The organism is Occallatibacter sp. (assembly GCF_049510455.1).
Classification (GTDB): domain Bacteria; phylum Acidobacteriota; class Terriglobia; order Terriglobales; family Acidobacteriaceae; genus Telmatobacter.
This window is the reverse complement of record NZ_JBEKYX010000026.1, coordinates 1-16,866: the sequence shown is the minus strand read 5'-3', so window position 1 is coordinate 16,866 and position 16,866 is coordinate 1. Positions and strand designations below refer to the sequence as shown.

Here is a 16,866-nt window from a genome sequence, read left to right as displayed (position 1 = left end):
TCATCTGCGCGTGCTGCCCACCAGCACCCGACCTAGCCTCTTCGGCGGCGACTAAGCTCCAGGACCGCCGAAGACCCTCGCCTGCGTCTCCCTTTGGACTGAAACAGGCTGCAACGCGCCACTTGGCGCTGCCGGTCGTGGTCCAGAATTCGCACAAACCGATGGGCAAACAAAGAGCCCGCCAACGAGAGGATATTTAGATGACTCAACAGGAGCTACACGCACAATTCGGTCCAAAGCTTGTCACCGATCTTCCAGGCCCGAGGGCTCGCGCCGCAGTGGCAGCCGATGAGCGGCTTATTTCCCCCAGTTACACCCGCTCGTATCCTCTGGTGGTCAAAAGAGGCCGTGGTCTGCGCATCACGGATGTAGATGGCAATGAGTTTCTCGACTTTGCCGCCGGCATCGCAGTGACTTCCACCGGGCACTGCCATCCTGAAGTGGTGGCCGCCATTCAGAAGCAGGCCGCAGAGCTGATTCACATCTCCGGCACCGACTTTTACGACGAGCATCTGACCGATTTCGCCGCTCGTTTGAGCGCCATTGCGCCCATGAAAGGGCCGCATAAGGTCTTCTACGGCAACTCCGGCGCAGAAGCCGTTGAATGCGCGCTGAAGCTGGCCCGTTACCACACAAAGCGTCAGCAGGTGATTGCCTTTTACGGAGCGTTCCACGGTCGCACCATGGGCGCGCTTTCGCTGACCGCGTCCAAGCCGCAGCAGCGCCGCCGCTTCGGTCCACTCGTTCCAGGTGTTACGCATATTCCCTATCCATACGTGTATCGCGGCTGCCAGGGCACAGAGGCAGAGAAGGAACAGTGGGCGCTCAACTGCGCGCGCTATATCGAAGAGAAGCTCTTCAAGACCAATATCGCGCCTGAAGAAGTAGCGGCCATCTTTGTCGAGCCTATCCAGGGCGAAGGCGGTTACGTGCCTGCCCCCACTAACTTCCTCCGCGAACTGCGTAACATCTGCGACCGTCACGGCATTCTGCTTGTCGCGGATGAAATTCAATCCGGAGCCGGGCGCACGGGCAAGTGGTGGGCCATCGAGCACTCCGGCGTGGAACCCGATATCGTCACCAGCTCCAAGGGTATTGCCAGCGGCATGCCGCTCGGCGTCTGCATGGCCAAAGCCGAGATCATGGACTGGCTGCCCGGCTCGCACGCCTCCACCTTTGGCGGAAATCCCGTCTCGCTTGCCGCGGCGCTGGCCACCATGGACGTGCTCGAACGCGAAGGCATTGCCAATGCTGCGCACATTGGCGGCTTGATCCTAAAGCGGCTTGAGGGCTGGAAGCAAACGCATCCGCTCGTGGGCGATGTGCGCGGCCGCGGCCTCATGATCGGCGTTGAGCTGGTCAAGGACAAAGCAACACGCGAACCGGTCACCGCGCTCCGCAATAGGATCGAGGAGCTGGCCTTTGAGCGCGGCCTTATTATCCTGGGCTGCGGCGAAACTTCGATTCGGCTCTGTCCGCCGCTGGTGGTCAGGGAGGAAGAAGCCACCGTCGCGTTGGACATTCTCGAAGAAGTACTCACCGAGGTGGAGAAGCAGCACGCGCACCAGGGTGAACTGGCCACATCCAGCGCTTAACCCTTGCATCCAGCCGCGGCACGCCTACAATGGGGAGCAATGCTCCCTCAAAGTATGCGTGCCGCGCTCGTTCAGCGTGCATTCTCCATGCTCACTTCACTGGTCCGCCTCCGCGGCCGCGAAAAGGCGCCTGCTCATTTGGTTGTGGGTGTGCAGGGCGAAGACGCCGCATTCTTCCATCTGCTTAGCAAGGGCTATAACGTGGTTGCGCGGCGCTGGTCTGCACGGAAGCTGCCTGGGGATGTGGATATCATTGCGTGGCAGGGCCAGCTTCTCTGCTTTTTTGAGGTAAAAGCCCGAACAAAGCGCGACCTGACGCCGGCGCATGTAGCGGTCGATCAGCACAAGCGCCGTGTGCTGCGCCGTCTGGCACGCGCCTATCTACGACAACTGCCGCAGGGTGCCTCCCTGAACCTGCGCCCGAATGTACGTTTCGATGTAATCGCTGTATACCTCATCGCCGGTCAGAAAGCAGAGATCGAGCACTTTGAAAATTCCTTCGGGTGGGATGAGCGGCGCAGCAGGTATGAGAACTGATTAGTCAACGTCAAATTCACGTGTAAATAGCTTATTATAAACGAGTTGATGCTTCTATCAGCCTCAAGCCGGAAGCGCTGATTTGAGACTTTCAGGTGTTTACTACTTGTACAACAAAAGTGGTTACCAGGCCAGGGACACCCCCAAGAAAATAAATTTCATGGGCTTCCCTACGAGCCATTTCCATGTTGTTTTGTCCGCTGATTATGAGTAAAGCATATTTGGGTCTAATTCTATGCAAACTATCTGATGGAAGCTTTGGTTACGAAAGGTCAATGGACTTTGGTAACTGCCGCTCCGGGCGCATGGAGAGAGCGGTCGAAAGTGACTGCTCAGCCCTTAGCGTCCTCGTGCTCTTCGTGCCATGCCATCTGGATAGCTTCAAGCTTTGGCTCATTCGACTTCGTCGGGTCATCGGCGAAGCCCTTGAGCTCGGTGACATACTTGTGCAGGTCGGTGAACCTCACCGTCAGCGGATCGATTTCCGGATACTTTTCCTGCAATTGAATGCCAATCTCTTCAGAATTGGTCCACATAATTTCGCGCGGCATGTTTTCTTCCTCTTGAATGAAAACTGTAAGCTATTACTTGCCTTCCGCCAGCGTCAGCGGCTTGCCTTCAGAAACATAATTGCGATTCCACTTGGGAATCTCCACAACATAGGTTCCAGGCTTGGTAATCACCGCCTGGCAACCCAGCCGCGAGTTGAGCTGCTGATCGGCGGCCATATCCATCCGATCCAGTTCATCGTCGTCAGCCTCGCTGATGCCCTGCGCGCCTTCCTTCACCCACACATGACAAGTAGTGCAGGCGCACGATCCGCCGCATGCATGGTCCAGAAAGATCTCGAAGTTTTCCGCCACGTCCAGAAACGACATCGGCTTGCCGTGGTGGTCGTAAGGCATGGTGCCATACTCAAACTCCACGGTCTTGCCCTCTGGCTCAAAGGTGACGCGCACCAGTTTGTCCGCGGGGATGTTCGTTGTATTTGCTCCACTCATAATTCTTCCTTCATCTATCGTAAGCGAGCGGAATCATGCGAAGCCGCTTTGGCATGAATGTTCAGTCTTATTTGAATTCTGCCGGCGCCATCGGATGCGGCGCTTCGATCGCGTCGCCCATCTGTTTGCCCGCGGCTTCCATTGTTTTGCCGCGGATCGCCGTGGTCACCGCGGCTTCCATCATCAGCTCCGCAAAACGTCGCGTAGCCTGATCCAGCGCGACTGTTGCTTCGCGAATGACCTGTTGATCTTCGCCCGCTTTGACCGCGACCAGATGCTTCTGCGCCGTCTCAATGTTTTCTTTTTCGTCGGCGGTAAGCTGTGCCCACGCAGGATTCTGCGGAGCGCGCTCCACAGCAGAGAGAATCGTATCCGCCTCGTTGCGAGCCTCAATCAGCAGCCGCTTGGCGAAGTCGTCCTCTGCATGATCGAAGGAGTCGAGAATCATGTTCTCGACTTGCTCGTCTGTAAGCCCGTACGTCGGCTTGACCTCAATCTGCGCCTGCTTGCCGCTGCGCTGCTCACGCGCGGAGACCTGCAGGATGCCGTCCGCATCGATGAGGAACTTTACCTCGATGCGCGGCAGTCCGGCGCTCATCGGCGGAATGCCTTTGAGATCGAATCGCGCCAGTGAGCGGCAATCCGCGGCCAGTTCGCGTTCGCCTTGTACCACGTGGATCGCAACGTTCGCCTGTCCGTCTACGCCGGTCGTGAAGTGCTCGGTCGCAGATGCCGGAATGGTCGAGTTGCGCTGAATGATCTTTGCGACTGTTCCGCCCAGCGCTTCAATGCCCAGTGAAAGAGGAGTTACATCCAGCAGCAACAGTTCTTCAGTGGCCTTGGAAGCGCCTGCGAGAATGTCTGCCTGTACTGCCGCTCCCAGTGCGACTACTTCATCCGGATTCAGGTCTGTATGAGGCTTCTTTCCGCGCGCGCTCAGATGGAAGAGACCGTTCACGAGCTGCTGCACTGCGGGAATGCGCGTGGAACCGCCAACGAGAACGACTTCATCAATCTGTTCAGGAAGCACGCCCGCGTCCAGCATCGCTTGTTTGCACGGGCCAGTGGTGCGTTCCAGGACCGGCTGGATCAGATCCTCAAAGACCTCGCGCGGAATCTCGCGCTGGTAGTGATCGCCATTTGGCAGTTCAATGTCGAAATGAGCCGCGGGCTGATAGGAAAGCTGAATCTTTGCGTCAATCGCAGCCTTGCGCAATGCCTGTACCGCGCCGGGATGCTGGCGAAGATCCACGCCGTGCTCGGCGTGAATCTCATCCAGCGCAATCGTCAGCAGGAGATTGTCGATGTCATCACCACCCAGGTGCGTATCGCCGTTCGTTGACTGCACCTCAAAGATGCCGTCGCGCAGCTTCAGAATGGAGACATCAAACGTTCCGCCGCCCAGGTCGTAAACCGCAATCGTACCTTCCTTCGCGCGGTCGAGACCATAGGCCAACGCTGCCGCGGTCGGTTCATTCACCAGCCGCAGCACATCGAGGCCCGCCATGCGCCCCGCATCTTTCGTGGCCTGCCGCTGTGCGTCATTAAAATACGCGGGTACGGTGATCACAGCTTGCGTAACCGGTGCGCCAAAGAATCGCTCCGCATTGCGCTTTAACTGGCGCAGCACATACGCTGAAATCTCCGGCGGCGTGAAGCGAAGTTCTCCGAGCTGTACGCGCGGAACCTCACCTTCTTCCGAGTCCGCCGCAATACGGAAAGGGAAAAACTTCAGCTCGTTCTGCACTTCGCTAACGCTGCGGCCCATTAACCGCTTCACGGAGTAGATCACACGCTCCGGTGTTTCAATCAGAGCTTGACGTGCACTGTTCCCAACAGTCACTGTTGGCCGCCCGCCTTCGGCAGGCGTCGGATCGAGTGCAACCACGCTGGGCACGAGATTTGAGCCGTCCGCGCCGGGAATCACAACCGGCTTGGGGCCTTCCATGTATGCCACGAGGGAGTTCGTCGTCCCCAGATCGATGCCGACTACTCGGCCGTTTTCGTTGTTAGCTGCCATTGCTGCTCAGGAATCTCCCAATGTCTCGGTAACTTCGCGAACCAGGTTGCTCAGATAGCGCCTGCGGTCGAGCAACGCAATCATGGTCTTTTGCGCTGCCTCGCGTGCCGCGTCATTTCCGGACTCTGCGCCCTCATCCCATTTTGTCCATTCGGTGCGGAGCTGGTCATCTACCTCGCCCTGCAATGCGACAATTTTTTTTCTTGCCTCGGACAAGCTCTGTTTGAGTCCCGCATCCTCGTCGCCCATGCGAAGTTCTTCAAGCTGCATATTCAACTCAAAAACTTCTTCCAGCAGATCGGCTGGCGCGCGCGAAGGGTCTTTTTTATCCTTGCCTGCAAACTCCTCGCCGATCTCCGCGCCATGCATCCGCAGCAGGTGCCGCGTGCGCGCAATTGGCTCCTTCAACGTGCGGTATGCGTCGTTCAATAGCGAGGAGCTTGCCAGACTCCATTCCTTCTCCTGCTCCGATGCGCGGCCGAAGCGATCCGGATGCAGCTTGCGGCTCAGCTTGTGAAACTGATGCTCCAGCATGCCGAGGTCAAGGTTCAGTCGCGGCTCCAGGCCAAAGACAGAAAAATAACCGCCCGAAGGCGGCTGGATCTTTCCACATTGCTCGCAGAAAAGCGCGCCTTCCTTCAGTGGCGCCGAACAAGACCAGCAGAGAGATGTTGCTGTGGTCGCACTTTCAGGCGTATTTGCAGCATTCAACATCGTCATCGTCAACCTTACTTGTCCGGATGCGGCGTTATGCCGAGAAAGAAGACCCGCAGCCGCAGGAGCGTGACGAGTTCGGATTGACGAAGTTGAATCCCTGGCGCATCAGCGTCTCCTCGTAGTCCAGCGTCATTCCGTGTAGATAGAGGAAGCTTTTGGGATCAACAAAGACGCGTACGCCGTCGAATTCATAGATTCTGTCGCGTTCACGGGGCCGCGTGTCGAATTTAATGGAGTACGAAAGCCCGGAGCAGCCGCCGCCCAGAACACCGAGCCGCAAACCACCTTCTTCCGGCGAGATGTCTTCCTTGGCCATCGCACTCTTAATACGTGCCACGGCTTTGGGCGTCACCTGCAATCCCTGGCTGGGACCCTGCGGCACTGCAGGCTTCGGCAGCGCGGCAGAAACGCCCTCGGCGGGTTTGCTCTCGATACTTACAAAATTCGACATGCTTTCCCTTCAACATAGACTATTTGGCCCGAACGCGTGGCGTCCGGGCCGAGTCTGCATTACTCCGCGTTAGTTTGCCGCGGTCGCAACTGCCACGGGAGCTGTCTCCGCGACACCGTTCTTTTTCTTCCAGTCACCAATCGCCGCGCGGATTGCGTCCTCCGCCAACACGGAACAGTGAATCTTAACTGGAGGAAGTGAAAGCTCCTTCACGATGTCCGTGTTCTTGATCTCCAGAGCCTCTTCGACCTTGCGGCCCTTGATCCACTCGGTGGCCAGCGAAGAGCTGGCAATCGCGGAACCGCAGCCGAAGGTCTTGAACTTGGCTTCTTCAATCACCTGGGTCTCCGGATTCACGCGAATCTGCAGGCGCATCACGTCGCCGCACTCCGGCGCGCCGACGAGGCCCGTGCCAACTTCGGTCGAACCCTTGTCCAGCGTACCCACGTTGCGGGGATTGTTGTAGTGATCCACTACCTTGTCGCTATATGCCATGTTCGTATCTCCTCCCGCGGGGGAAAGCCGCGTCTACCTATCCTATTAGATTCGGCGGAGCAGCCCGCCGATGCTTCTCTTCAGAAGCTTGTGTTGTGGGTGCCCCCACTTATCGTAGCCTTTTCCGGCGTGCCGCGGTAATAAACATAGTGAGCGCGTGCCAGAAGGACAAGAAAAACCAATGCCAATGGGAGCAAGCAAAGCCAATTATGGTCTTGCACATAGGCGTAGAACTTCCCGCCGTCGGCCCAGCGCAGCGCAGTGAGAAATGCGAACCCTGCGAGGAATCGCATAGCAAACCGGAGCATGGACTGTCTTTTCATTGCCGACTCCTTGCCTGTCTTAGTGCGCCTGCCACTCGATTTTAGTCAGGTCGATGCCTTCTTTTACCATCTCGTACAGCGGCGAAAGCTCACGGAGCTTCAGCACGATGTCAATCACCTTGTCGGCCACGTAATCTACTTCCGCCTCGGTATTAAAGCGTCCCAGGCCAAAGCGGATGGAGCTGTGTGCGACGTCATCGCCAAGTCCCAGAGCTTTCAGCACATAGCTTGGTTCAAGCGTTGCCGAGGTGCAGGCCGATCCCGAGGAAACCGCGATGTCGTTGATGCCCATCAACAGCGATTCGCCTTCCACGTAGACGAAGCTCATGTTGAGGTTGCCGGGCAGGCGGTGCTCCCACGATCCGTTCACATGGACGTAGTCGAGCGCCGACTCCAGCCTGGCTTTCAGCCGGTCGCGCAGGTTGCGCAGATACGCGGCCTCAGAATCCATCTCCATCAGAGCGATCTCACATGCTTTGCCAAGACCCACAATGCCGGGAACATTCAGCGTGCCGGACCGCATGCCGCGTTCATGGCCGCCGCCGTCAATCTGTGCGGCAATCTGTACGCGTGGATTGCGGCGGCGAACGTACAGCGCGCCGACACCCTTGGGGCCGTAAATCTTGTGTCCGCTGAGCGAGAGCACGTCGATAAAGTCCGCGTTCACGTCCACCGGAACCTTGCCTACGGACTGGACCGCATCTGTATGAAAAAGCACGCTCTTTTCGCGGCAGATTTTACCGATCTCGCGGATGGGCTGCAGTACGCCGATCTCGTTATTCGCTGCCATGATCGAGACCAGAATCGTCTTCTCGTCGATTGCGCGCTTCAGGTCTTCGAGATCGATGAGGCCGTCGGCCTTCACCGGCAGATAAGTTACGCGATAGCCGTTCTTCTCCAGCCGCTTGCAGGTATCGAGAATGGCCTTGTGCTCTGTTACCTGCGTGATGATGTGATTGCCGCGCTCGCGATACATCTCCGCAATGCCCTTGAGGGCCAGGTTGTCGCTCTCGGTGGCGCCGCTGGTGAAGATGATCTCCTTCGATGTGGCACCGATCAGCTTTGCGATTTGCTGGCGCGCTGTTTCAACCGCCTGCTCGGCCTCCCAGCCAAAGGAGTGATTACGGCTGGCCGCGTTGCCGAATTTCGATGTGAAGAACGGCATCATTGCCTCCAGAACCCGCGGGTCCAGCGGGCTGGTGGCATGATTGTCCATGTAGATGGGCAAACTCACGCCCGCTGGAACTTCGATCTGGCTTGTAACTGTGGTGCTCATCGCTTATATCCTCAACAATCGCCTGGCCGCGTTCGGCCTTCTGTCCTGTTTCGCCGCCACTGGAACTCATCTGGCCGGGCAGCGAAAATCCTTGTGAAACTTACGACACAGTCAGCGTGATCAGCCCGTGGTTCGCTGCCTGTGCCGGAGCCTTCGTCGTGTCGTCGGCCAGATCACCGATGCTGATGCTCTTCAGCACTCCGGCTATCGTCTCATTTACTCTGGCCAATGGCTCTTTGATGGTGCAGCTTGGCGTCAGGTCGCAGCCGTGAGCGCCTTTAGTGCACGATGTGATAAAAAACGGCCCGTCGATTGAGTGAATGACCTCAAACGCCGAGATATGGCTGGCCCCGCGCGCCAGTTCGTACCCGCCGTTCATTCCGGCGTGAGACCTCAGGATTCCCGTCTTAGTGAGCCGCTGCAGAACCTTGGCCAGAAGCTGCGCCGGAATGCCATAAGCGTCCGCTATCTCTTTTGCGCTCAACGCAGGCGTTTCCGGATGCTCGGCCAGGTACTTGAGAGCCATCAGCCCGTAATCCGCTTTTTTGGTGAGCTTAAGCATGGGTTTCCAGCCGTTTATATCCGACTGCTAAGGTCCTCATTCAGTATACGGCTGCTTTGGTTGCTGCCACAAGGGTGTTAGAGGCCTTCGCTCATTATCTGCCGCCGCTGAAAGACCAGCGCGGCTGCTCCTTTCAGCCGAGCCAAATCTCCATCGTGCGCTGGAAGGATGCGCGGCGCTGAGCCTGCCAGGGTCTGCTTACTGGCAGCACGCTCGATAACCGGCCCGTAGCGGTGCCAGGCGGAGGTAATGTCTCCGGCAATCAGGATGGTCCCCGGCGCCAGTGCGGCCATAATGATTCGCAGGCCGTCGCCAATGTATCGCGCCTGCTTTTCAACTGCCTGCGCTGCGTGGTCGTTTCCGCTTTCGGCCAGGTGCAGCAGCTCTGCAAATGTAGCCACGCGGGCATCCGGCTCCAATTCGTGGTAGTAGCGCAGAGCTGCTCGCGTAGAGGCGAAAACCTCCCAGCAGCCCGTGCGCCCGCAGGCGCATCTGGGTCCGGACGCATCCAGAATGATGTGGCCGAACTCACCCGCCATACCGTGGTGGCCTGAAACCATGCGCCCGTTGGCAAAGACCCCTGAGCCTACTCCTTCAGATACCGTTACCAGGACGACATCGCGGTTGCCGTCCAGATCTCCGAAGATCAGCTCCGCCAGCAGGCAGGCCTTCGCGGCATTTTCCATCCACACGGGCAGCTGCATGGCTGCTTCGATGGCGCTTTTCAGGTCAAACTGCGGCCAGTGCAGGTTTGGCGCAAAGATGAGCTGTTCCGTGGCCGGATCAACGCGTCCTGGAAGGCTCACGCCAATACCTTCAATCGTCTTATCGGGAATCATGCCGCGCAGCCGCTGCATGGCCTGCACGATGAGCTGAGTGGAGGCCTGTGGCTCGCGCGTAAGTGTCGCCCTGGCCTGCGCCAACAGGTGCCCGTTGAGGTCCACGGTCGCAATGGTCGCGCGCCGTGGGTGAATATCGACGGCGATGACAAGAACATCCTCATTGAGTCCCAACAACGTAGGCCGCCGCCCGCGCGCCGCGGTTGCCTGCGCACCCTCTCGAACCCATTTTTCACGGATGAGCTGTTCTACGATCTGCGAAACCGTGCTGCGCTGCAGGCCAGATCGGCGCGCCAGATCGGCGCGGGAGATCGGTTGATTTTCGCGGATGATTTCAAGAACAATATCGCGATTGATCCGGCGGGCAGTCTCGCTCGACGCAGGCTGTACGGCCGTCAGATCGATATGTCGAATGCCCCGTCCATGCGGACGTCCGGTCAAGCTAATTTCTCTCCAAGTAAAAGTTCAGCTTGTAGTGACCGCAGCATAGCACGTTCCAGCGCGGCTGAGTGCAGGACTTAGAACTCCGGCGGATGCTCTTGCACTACGCCGAATGCCGCCTCAAAGGCCATGCCCGCTTGCACCAGGGTTCCCTCATCGAAGAGCCGGCCTATGAGCGTGATCCCATGCGGCACGCGGCGCGGAGAAGAGAATCTCGGGAGTGGATGCTTCGGGTCCGGCGCCCAGTCGCTGCGGGCCTCGGAGACTTTGACCCATCCAGCGCGCATTGTCAGCGAAGGGTGCCCGGTATTGTTGGTAATCACCAGCATCTCGTCGCGCAGCGAAGGCACCAGCAGCAGGTCTACCTTCTCGAAGACCCTGGCCATCTCTTCTGCTACCTTGCGACGGAAGCGGTCCGCCTGGACGAAATCGACCGCCGACAAAAAGCGCGACTGGCGGAAGGTATTGGGCCATGCATCGGGAACCTGCGCCTTCAGCTCGTCGACTTTGTGCGAGAGCGTCAGTTCTTCAAAGGCCGCTGAACTCTCGGCAAAGAGAATCAGGTTCAGCGAGTCGTAAGGCCAGTCGGGAATCGAGACCTCCACCAACTCCATGCCTAGCTTCCTGGCCGTTTCCAGTGCCATGCGATCCACGTCTGTCGCTGGTGTTTCTTTCATCCAGGCAGGAAAATATCCGAGACGCAAGCCTCTAGCTCCAGCCTCTGCGTTAAAGCTCAGCCTGCTTGGTACGCTCGCCGTATCGCCAGGATCGGGTCCGCTGATTGCGTTCAGCACCAGAATCGTGTCTTCCACGCTGCGCGCCATCGGTCCCAGCTTGTCCAGGGACCAGCAGAGGGTCATGGCTCCGGTGCGCGGCACGCGGCCATAGGTCGGACGAAGGCCCGTCACGCCGCAACGCATCGAAGGGCTGACGATCGATCCGCCTGTCTCCGAGCCAATCGCAAAGGCTACAAGTCCGGCCGCCGTTGCTGCGCCCGGTCCCGCGCTCGATCCCGATGAACCTTCCTCCAGCAGCCACGGGTTCATGGTCTGGCCACCGAACCATATATCGTTCAGAGCCAATGCGCCCATGCTGAGCTTGGCGATCAGCACCGCGCCGGCGTCATTGAGCCGCTGCGTGACGGCAGCATTTTTTTGCGGCACGCGATTGCGGAAGGGCTCTGCGCCATACGTCGTGGGAATTCCTGCCGTGTCGAGCAAATCCTTCGCTCCCCACGGAATTCCATGCAGCGGCCCGCGATAGTTTCCCGCTGCAATCTCAGCGTCAGCCTTGCGGGCCTGCTCCAGCGCATGATCGCGCGTTACGGTAATCATGCAGTGCAGCTTTGGATCGAAGCGTTCGATGCGACGCAGATAAATCTCCGTCAGTTGCGTCGAAGTGAGCTTGCGAGCTTCGATCCAGCGGGAGAGCTGCGCGACAGGCGCGTAGGCAATGGCTTCTTCGCTTGCCGGCAGGGGCGTGTTTGAGCCGGTGCTGCGAACAAAGAGTGTCGGCTGCTGTTTCAAAGTAATGCCCGGAATCGCCGGGTTCCATACCGTTGCGGGCGAGAGGCTGTCTTCCAGCGCCAATTTGCGCGGCCCTGTCCGCAACTCGTAGAGCCCCGCCATTGCCTCGCGCCAGTTGCCTGCGGCCTGCGCGCGGTCCGCCTCTGTCATCTCCACCTGAATCAGCTTTTCAGCCTCTGCAAATGTCTCCGCCGAGACCGGCGGCCCCACTGCGGGCGATGTGCCGAATGCTGTGGGCGCACCGGGTGTGGTCTGATTCTGGGGTTGCTGGCCCGGAACCTGTCCAGCCGCTTGCGCGGCAAGGCTCTCAGGGAGCGCTGCTGCGAGCGCCCCCATAGAGCTAAGTGTCAGAAACTCTCGTCGCGAAGCGGTCATTTTATCTTGCTCCCGGAGGTACGTGGTCTTCGAGGTATCGCGCAATCAGGCTCATGAGGTGGTAGCTGGTGCCGCGTCCCTCAAAGATCCCATGCGAGCGGTTGGGATAGTCCATGAAGTCAAAAGGTTTGCCCAGCTCAATGAGTTTATTGATGAGCAGCTCTGTACCCTGGTAATGCACGTTGTCATCGCCCGAGCCGTGTATTACCAGCAAATGTCCCTGGAGCCCGTCGGCAAAGTTTATGGGTGAGCCATCATGGTAGCCTTTCACATTCTGCTCAGGCAAGCCCATGTAACGCTCCTGGTAGATGGTGTCGTAGTGAGCTTCATCGGCCACCGGCGCAACGGCAATGCCTGCCGCATAGACGCCGGGATAGCGCAGCATCAGCCCCAGTGTCTGCGATCCGCCGCCGCTCCAGCCCCAGATTGCCATACGGGACGAGTCAATATAACTGTGCTGCTTTGCCAGCCACTGAATTGCCTCTGCCTGCTGCGAGGAAGCCAAGACGCCAACCGCACCGTAGATCGATTTGCGCCACTCCCTACCTTTGGGAGAAGGTGTGCCCTCGTTGTCAAAGCTCACGATGATGTAGCCTTGCTGCGCGAGCGCCGCGTGGAAGAGTCCGCGCGTTCCCTGCCAGCTATCGCGCACTGTGGCACCTGCCGGCTCACCATATATATACGTCAGAACGGGGTACTTCTTTGAGAGGTCAAAATTCGGCGGCTTGAGCATGTAGCCGTCCAGCACTACGCCGTTAGCGACCGGAACTTTGAAGAACTCGGGCGGGTTGGGTAGCAGCGGCCTAACCTTATTCGCCAGCGCTTCGTTCGACTCCAGCACGCGGGCGGATTTGTGGTCGGGCAGGCTCACAATCTCGATCCGATTGGGTTGCGTGAAGGTGTTGTAGGTATGCACCGCCCACTTGGCGTCCGGCGAAATCTCGTACCTGTGCGCGCCCGGCTGGTCCGCCGGGGTTATGCGCTCCGGTTTGCCTGTGCCGTCCAGTTTCGCGCGGTAGAGGTACTCGCGAATGGGATCATCTGGGGAGGCCATGAAATAAAGCCACCCGCCGGCATTGTCGATTGCTTGAACGGAGATCACGTCACCCTCAAAGTTGGTGATCTTCTTCGCCTCGCCTGTTTTGCGGTCCACGCGCCAGGCGTGCCGCCAGCCATCGCGCTCACTGATCCATAACAGATCCGCTTCCTTGCCCGCGCCGTTATGAATCCAATCCAGCGGAACAATATCTACCCACGCCTTGTCGGTATCTTCAAAGAAGAGCCTGGTGGCACCGGTTTTGGCTTCAGCCAGCATGACTTTTCCGTCCTGCTGCAGGCGGTCGAGGTATTCCAGCATGACCTGCTGCGAGTTGCCGGCCCACTCCATGCGAACGATGTAATTCTGGCGTGGATCGCCATCGAGCTTGATCCATGTTGTCGGGCCGCCGCTTACGCTCACCACCCCAGCGCGCACCGCGGAGTTTGTAGTTCCAGGCTGCGGGTACTTGTACTTAAAGGTCGTCGGGTACTCGTTGGCGGTGTCGTTGATTAAGGTGTATTCACCGACGCCGCTCTGGTCGAACTGCCAGTAGGCAATCGACTGCCCGTCCGGGCTCCAGCGGAAGCAGTTCCGCAGGTCTAACTCTTCTTCGCTCACCCAATCGGAGGTGCCGTTGATGATGTTCTCTGAACCGTCGGAGGTGAGCTGCGTGATTTTTTCTGTGGCCAGGTCTTCGACGTACAGATTGCTCTGCTGCACCCAGGCTACTTTTGAGCCATCCGGCGAGAAGGTGGCAAACATCAGTGTGGACTCCGGCGCATTGCCACCGAGCTTGAAGAGCTTGCTCGCGCCGGGATCGTAAACCCAGTAGTCGCCGCGAGTGTTTTGCCGCCACACGCGCTTGGAGTTGGTAAAGATCAGCATCTTCTTACGGTCTGCTGACCATGAGTAGCCGTGAATCTGCAGCGGTGCGCTGGCGCCTTGAGGAATAAGCTGCGCGGCGGAAACCAGTACGCTCCGCTTGCCTGTGGCCGGGTCATAGGCCGCAATGTCTATTCCTTTGCCATTGGCTGCCGGCTCCAGAATGGCGTAGCTTTCTCCATCCGCCTGCCACTCCATCTGCACGCCACGGGGGCCGTACCCACCTTTGTTAAACAGCGCGTCCAGTTGGCTGTGCAGGTCAGGCGTCTGCGCCGCGGCTGGGGCGGGCAGGGACAAAGCAGCGCACAACAGCGCCGCAGGCACACATATAGAACGGAAAGAAAACACGCAGCAAACCTCCAATGAAAAACAGGGGAAAATCCGTTCTCCGATTATACGGAGCGTGGACTGGGATTCGTTTTTGCTTTGCCGCCGTACTTTATTTCCGATCCCAGGCAACCTTTTTCCATACTCTGCTTCATAACGCGCAGATAAGCGTGATTTGCCTGGAGCGGCTTCCCCTAAGCTGCCGTCAGTGCTCACACTCACAATTCAGCCAACCGCTCGCATTGCGAGGAGGTTCCCCATGACAGCTGCTCTCAGGCCGGAGTGGAGTAAGCCCGGCGTCATTCTCTTTGCATCTGAAGTTCCTGCTAACGAAGAAGCGTTTTCTTATGCTTTGGCGCAGGCTATTGAGAATCGTGCTTCTTTGGTACTTTTTCATGCTTGTGAGGCGCTTTCGAATCCCGGGGCTTTGAGCGGCGGGGTGGGTGCGGATCTGGTGGCTAGCCTCGAATATATTGAGCCGGGTTCGGTGCAGCGGGCAGAGGCTCGGGCTTTGGCTCCGCTGGCGCGGCGGGCGCGGGCTGCTGGAGTGCATTGCCGGGTGGTGGTGCGGCAGGGTAAGGCTGCGGACGAGATTCTTGAGGCGGCGCGGGAGTGTGGGGCGGGGCGCATTGTGGTTGGGACGCATGCGCGGGGGCATATTGGGAAGCTGCTGATTGGTTCGGTGGCGGAGTCAGTGCTGCGGCGGGCGCATGTGCCGGTTTTGATTGTGGGGCCGGAGGTTCCGGGGAATCCGGTGCAGAGTTTTGGGCCGCGGATTGTGCTTTGCGCGGTTAGCCATGTGGCTACGGGCGCGCCGGTGGTGGCGTTTGCTGCTGAGGTTGCTGACAAGCTGCATGCGCGGTTGATTGTGCAGCATGTGATTCGCGACCAGGAGTGCAAGGATGTGCTGGCGCGGCGGTGCGCTGAGGAGATTGAGAGCCTGATGCTCGATATGGTGCCGCTGCGACTGAGGCAGAAGGTGCATCCGCAGCCGGTGGTGACGCCGGGGGAGCCGGCGCAGAAGCTGATTGACCAGAGCCGGGCGCTGAATGCGGACCTGATTGTGATGGGGGCGTATGGGGCTTCGGTTTTTTCGGCGATTTCACGGCATGGGGTGGTGTATCGCGTGATGGCTGAGGCGCAATGCCCGGTGATGACGCTTTCGCCGGCGGTGCTTGAAACCGGTGGTGCGAGGGTGAAGATTGTGGAGCTGACGGAGACGTATCTGGCTGGGGTGATTTGACTTGGCTTGTTTTCGGCTATCCTGTGCAGGGTTGATTCCGAAGCGGTGCATTTTGTGTGGGTTATGGCGGTTTCCACAGTGCTTATAGAAATCTTTATGCCATCCTCATTCTGAAACTGTGCTGGATGCATGGTTTGGAAGTGGTTTGGGTTCTGTGGGTTGCGGAAAGTGGCCCGGTTTGTGGCTGAAATCTTCATGCGATCTTTATTTCGGGACTGTGCCGGTGAGTTGTGGAAAAGTGGATGTAACTTGTTTCATGGTTTTAACCGTATTATTTTCATTTATTTATAAGGATTTGGTTACCGAAATCCAGAAAAATATGTTTCGGTCTTCAGGCTGGAAAAGCATACCTCAGGGGCTAAAGCCCCAGCCGTCCTGCTGGACTTATTGCCGGGGATAAATCCCCGGCCTACCTCCCGCGCATTTGTGCAATCCATGGACTTATTGCCGGGGATAAATCCCCGGCCTACCTCCTGCGCATTTGTGCAATCCATAGACTTATTGCCGGGGATAAATCCCCGGCCTACCTCCTGCGCATTTGTGCAATCCATAGACTTATTGCCGGGGATAAATCCCCGGCCTACCTCCTGTGCATTTGTGTCATCCATAGTGCGGAAAAGGGAACGGCCCGAACCGGTTAAAGGGTTCGGGCCGTGGCTTTTCTTCTGCCGATTATGAGTGTTTCACAAAACCCCTTAATTGCATGCAAACTTTCTTTGGGTGGGGACGTTACGAAAGGGAGTTGGACTTTCGTAACCAGGGACGAGTAGAGAGGGACGAGGAAAGATGAGCCGGCAATTGCGGTCTGTCGTCGCCGGTCCCCAAAAGCGAGGGACCGGTGGCACCCTCATCCTCTGGGTCAGGTAAGATCGCCAAGACCTGGCCACCCGGCTATTGCGGAACTCCATCGTCGATTTGCAGGCAATCCATTCTCAGCGTACCGCCGTCATTGAGGATCACGCCATTGAACCGCAATACGCTTCCTATCGCGATCGATTGAGTGTTGAGTTGCTTCGTATTGCTATCCGCATAAACGACGACCGTGCCCGGGTTTGTCAGCAGTGTGGTCTGGTAGGTCTGGACCGCGAACTGCGAAAACAGATCATACGCGGCCAGCGAGACTGTATATGTGTCAAAGCCGCCCTGGCTGGAAACCGCTGTCACTGTTCCGTCGATTGTCTGCGGGAGGAGCGTGACGGTGCTCACGGCAGGGTTGC

Annotated in this window: 15 protein-coding genes; 3 read left to right on the top strand and 12 right to left on the bottom strand. The window is 58.2% G+C overall.

Annotated elements, in window-relative coordinates; genetic code table 11:
* The first annotated feature begins 200 nt into the window (after positions 1 to 200).
* Positions 201 to 1,595 (top strand): acetyl ornithine aminotransferase family protein, encoded by a 1,395-nt coding sequence (locus ABSG47_RS06810; RefSeq protein WP_424168089.1) that lies wholly within the window; start codon positions 201 to 203, stop codon positions 1,593 to 1,595.
* Between the two features lie 54 nt (positions 1,596 to 1,649).
* On the top strand, positions 1,650 to 2,132 hold the full coding sequence (locus ABSG47_RS06805; RefSeq protein WP_424168086.1) for a YraN family protein: 483 nt from the start codon (positions 1,650 to 1,652) through the stop codon (positions 2,130 to 2,132).
* Between the two features lie 332 nt (positions 2,133 to 2,464).
* Here the strand turns inward: ABSG47_RS06805 and iscX are convergent, their stop codons facing one another.
* The 11 genes from iscX to ABSG47_RS06750 all read right to left on the bottom strand — a co-directional run bounded on the left by iscX (position 2,465) and on the right by ABSG47_RS06750 (position 14,427).
* Positions 2,465 to 2,683, bottom strand: a complete 219-nt coding sequence (gene iscX, locus ABSG47_RS06800; RefSeq protein WP_424168083.1) for a Fe-S cluster assembly protein IscX — start codon at positions 2,681 to 2,683, stop codon at positions 2,465 to 2,467.
* Positions 2,684 to 2,716: 33 nt separating this feature from the next.
* Complete coding sequence (locus ABSG47_RS06795; protein WP_424168080.1) at positions 2,717 to 3,133, bottom strand: 2Fe-2S iron-sulfur cluster-binding protein; 417 nt, start codon at positions 3,131 to 3,133, stop codon at positions 2,717 to 2,719.
* A 67-nt stretch (positions 3,134 to 3,200) separates the two neighbouring features.
* Complete coding sequence (gene hscA, locus ABSG47_RS06790; RefSeq protein WP_424168078.1) at positions 3,201 to 5,153, bottom strand: Fe-S protein assembly chaperone HscA; 1,953 nt, start codon at positions 5,151 to 5,153, stop codon at positions 3,201 to 3,203.
* A 6-nt stretch (positions 5,154 to 5,159) separates the two neighbouring features.
* On the bottom strand, positions 5,160 to 5,873 hold the full coding sequence (gene hscB, locus ABSG47_RS06785; protein WP_424168075.1) for a Fe-S protein assembly co-chaperone HscB: 714 nt from the start codon (positions 5,871 to 5,873) through the stop codon (positions 5,160 to 5,162).
* A 28-nt stretch (positions 5,874 to 5,901) separates the two neighbouring features.
* The gene (locus tag ABSG47_RS06780; RefSeq protein WP_424168072.1) at positions 5,902 to 6,321 is read right to left on the bottom strand and encodes a HesB/IscA family protein; all 420 of its coding nucleotides are present in this window, start codon (positions 6,319 to 6,321) and stop codon (positions 5,902 to 5,904) included.
* 69 nt (positions 6,322 to 6,390) lie between these two features.
* Positions 6,391 to 6,816, bottom strand: a complete 426-nt coding sequence (gene iscU, locus ABSG47_RS06775) for a Fe-S cluster assembly scaffold IscU (RefSeq protein WP_424168070.1) — start codon at positions 6,814 to 6,816, stop codon at positions 6,391 to 6,393.
* A 342-nt stretch (positions 6,817 to 7,158) separates the two neighbouring features.
* Complete coding sequence (locus ABSG47_RS06770; protein WP_481133020.1) at positions 7,159 to 8,415, bottom strand: IscS subfamily cysteine desulfurase; 1,257 nt, start codon at positions 8,413 to 8,415, stop codon at positions 7,159 to 7,161.
* 100 nt (positions 8,416 to 8,515) lie between these two features.
* A complete protein-coding gene (locus ABSG47_RS06765; protein WP_424168067.1) occupies positions 8,516 to 8,977 on the bottom strand; it encodes an RrF2 family transcriptional regulator in 462 nt (153 codons plus the stop codon).
* A gap of 77 nt (positions 8,978 to 9,054) precedes the next feature.
* On the bottom strand, positions 9,055 to 10,257 hold the full coding sequence (locus tag ABSG47_RS06760; protein WP_424168065.1) for an ROK family transcriptional regulator: 1,203 nt from the start codon (positions 10,255 to 10,257) through the stop codon (positions 9,055 to 9,057).
* A gap of 77 nt (positions 10,258 to 10,334) precedes the next feature.
* On the bottom strand, positions 10,335 to 12,158 hold the full coding sequence (locus ABSG47_RS06755; protein ID WP_424168063.1) for an amidase: 1,824 nt from the start codon (positions 12,156 to 12,158) through the stop codon (positions 10,335 to 10,337).
* 1 nt (position 12,159) lies between these two features.
* The gene (locus ABSG47_RS06750; protein WP_424168060.1) at positions 12,160 to 14,427 is read right to left on the bottom strand and encodes a S9 family peptidase; all 2,268 of its coding nucleotides are present in this window, start codon (positions 14,425 to 14,427) and stop codon (positions 12,160 to 12,162) included.
* 238 nt (positions 14,428 to 14,665) lie between these two features.
* On the opposite strand from ABSG47_RS06750, the gene ABSG47_RS06745 reads away from it, so the two are divergent.
* Complete coding sequence (locus ABSG47_RS06745; RefSeq protein WP_424168057.1) at positions 14,666 to 15,649, top strand: universal stress protein; 984 nt, start codon at positions 14,666 to 14,668, stop codon at positions 15,647 to 15,649.
* An 891-nt stretch (positions 15,650 to 16,540) separates the two neighbouring features.
* On the opposite strand, the gene ABSG47_RS06740 is transcribed toward ABSG47_RS06745, so the two are convergent.
* Positions 16,541 to 16,866 (bottom strand): hypothetical protein (locus ABSG47_RS06740; protein ID WP_424168054.1); only part of this gene is annotated, 326 nt, incomplete at its 5' end.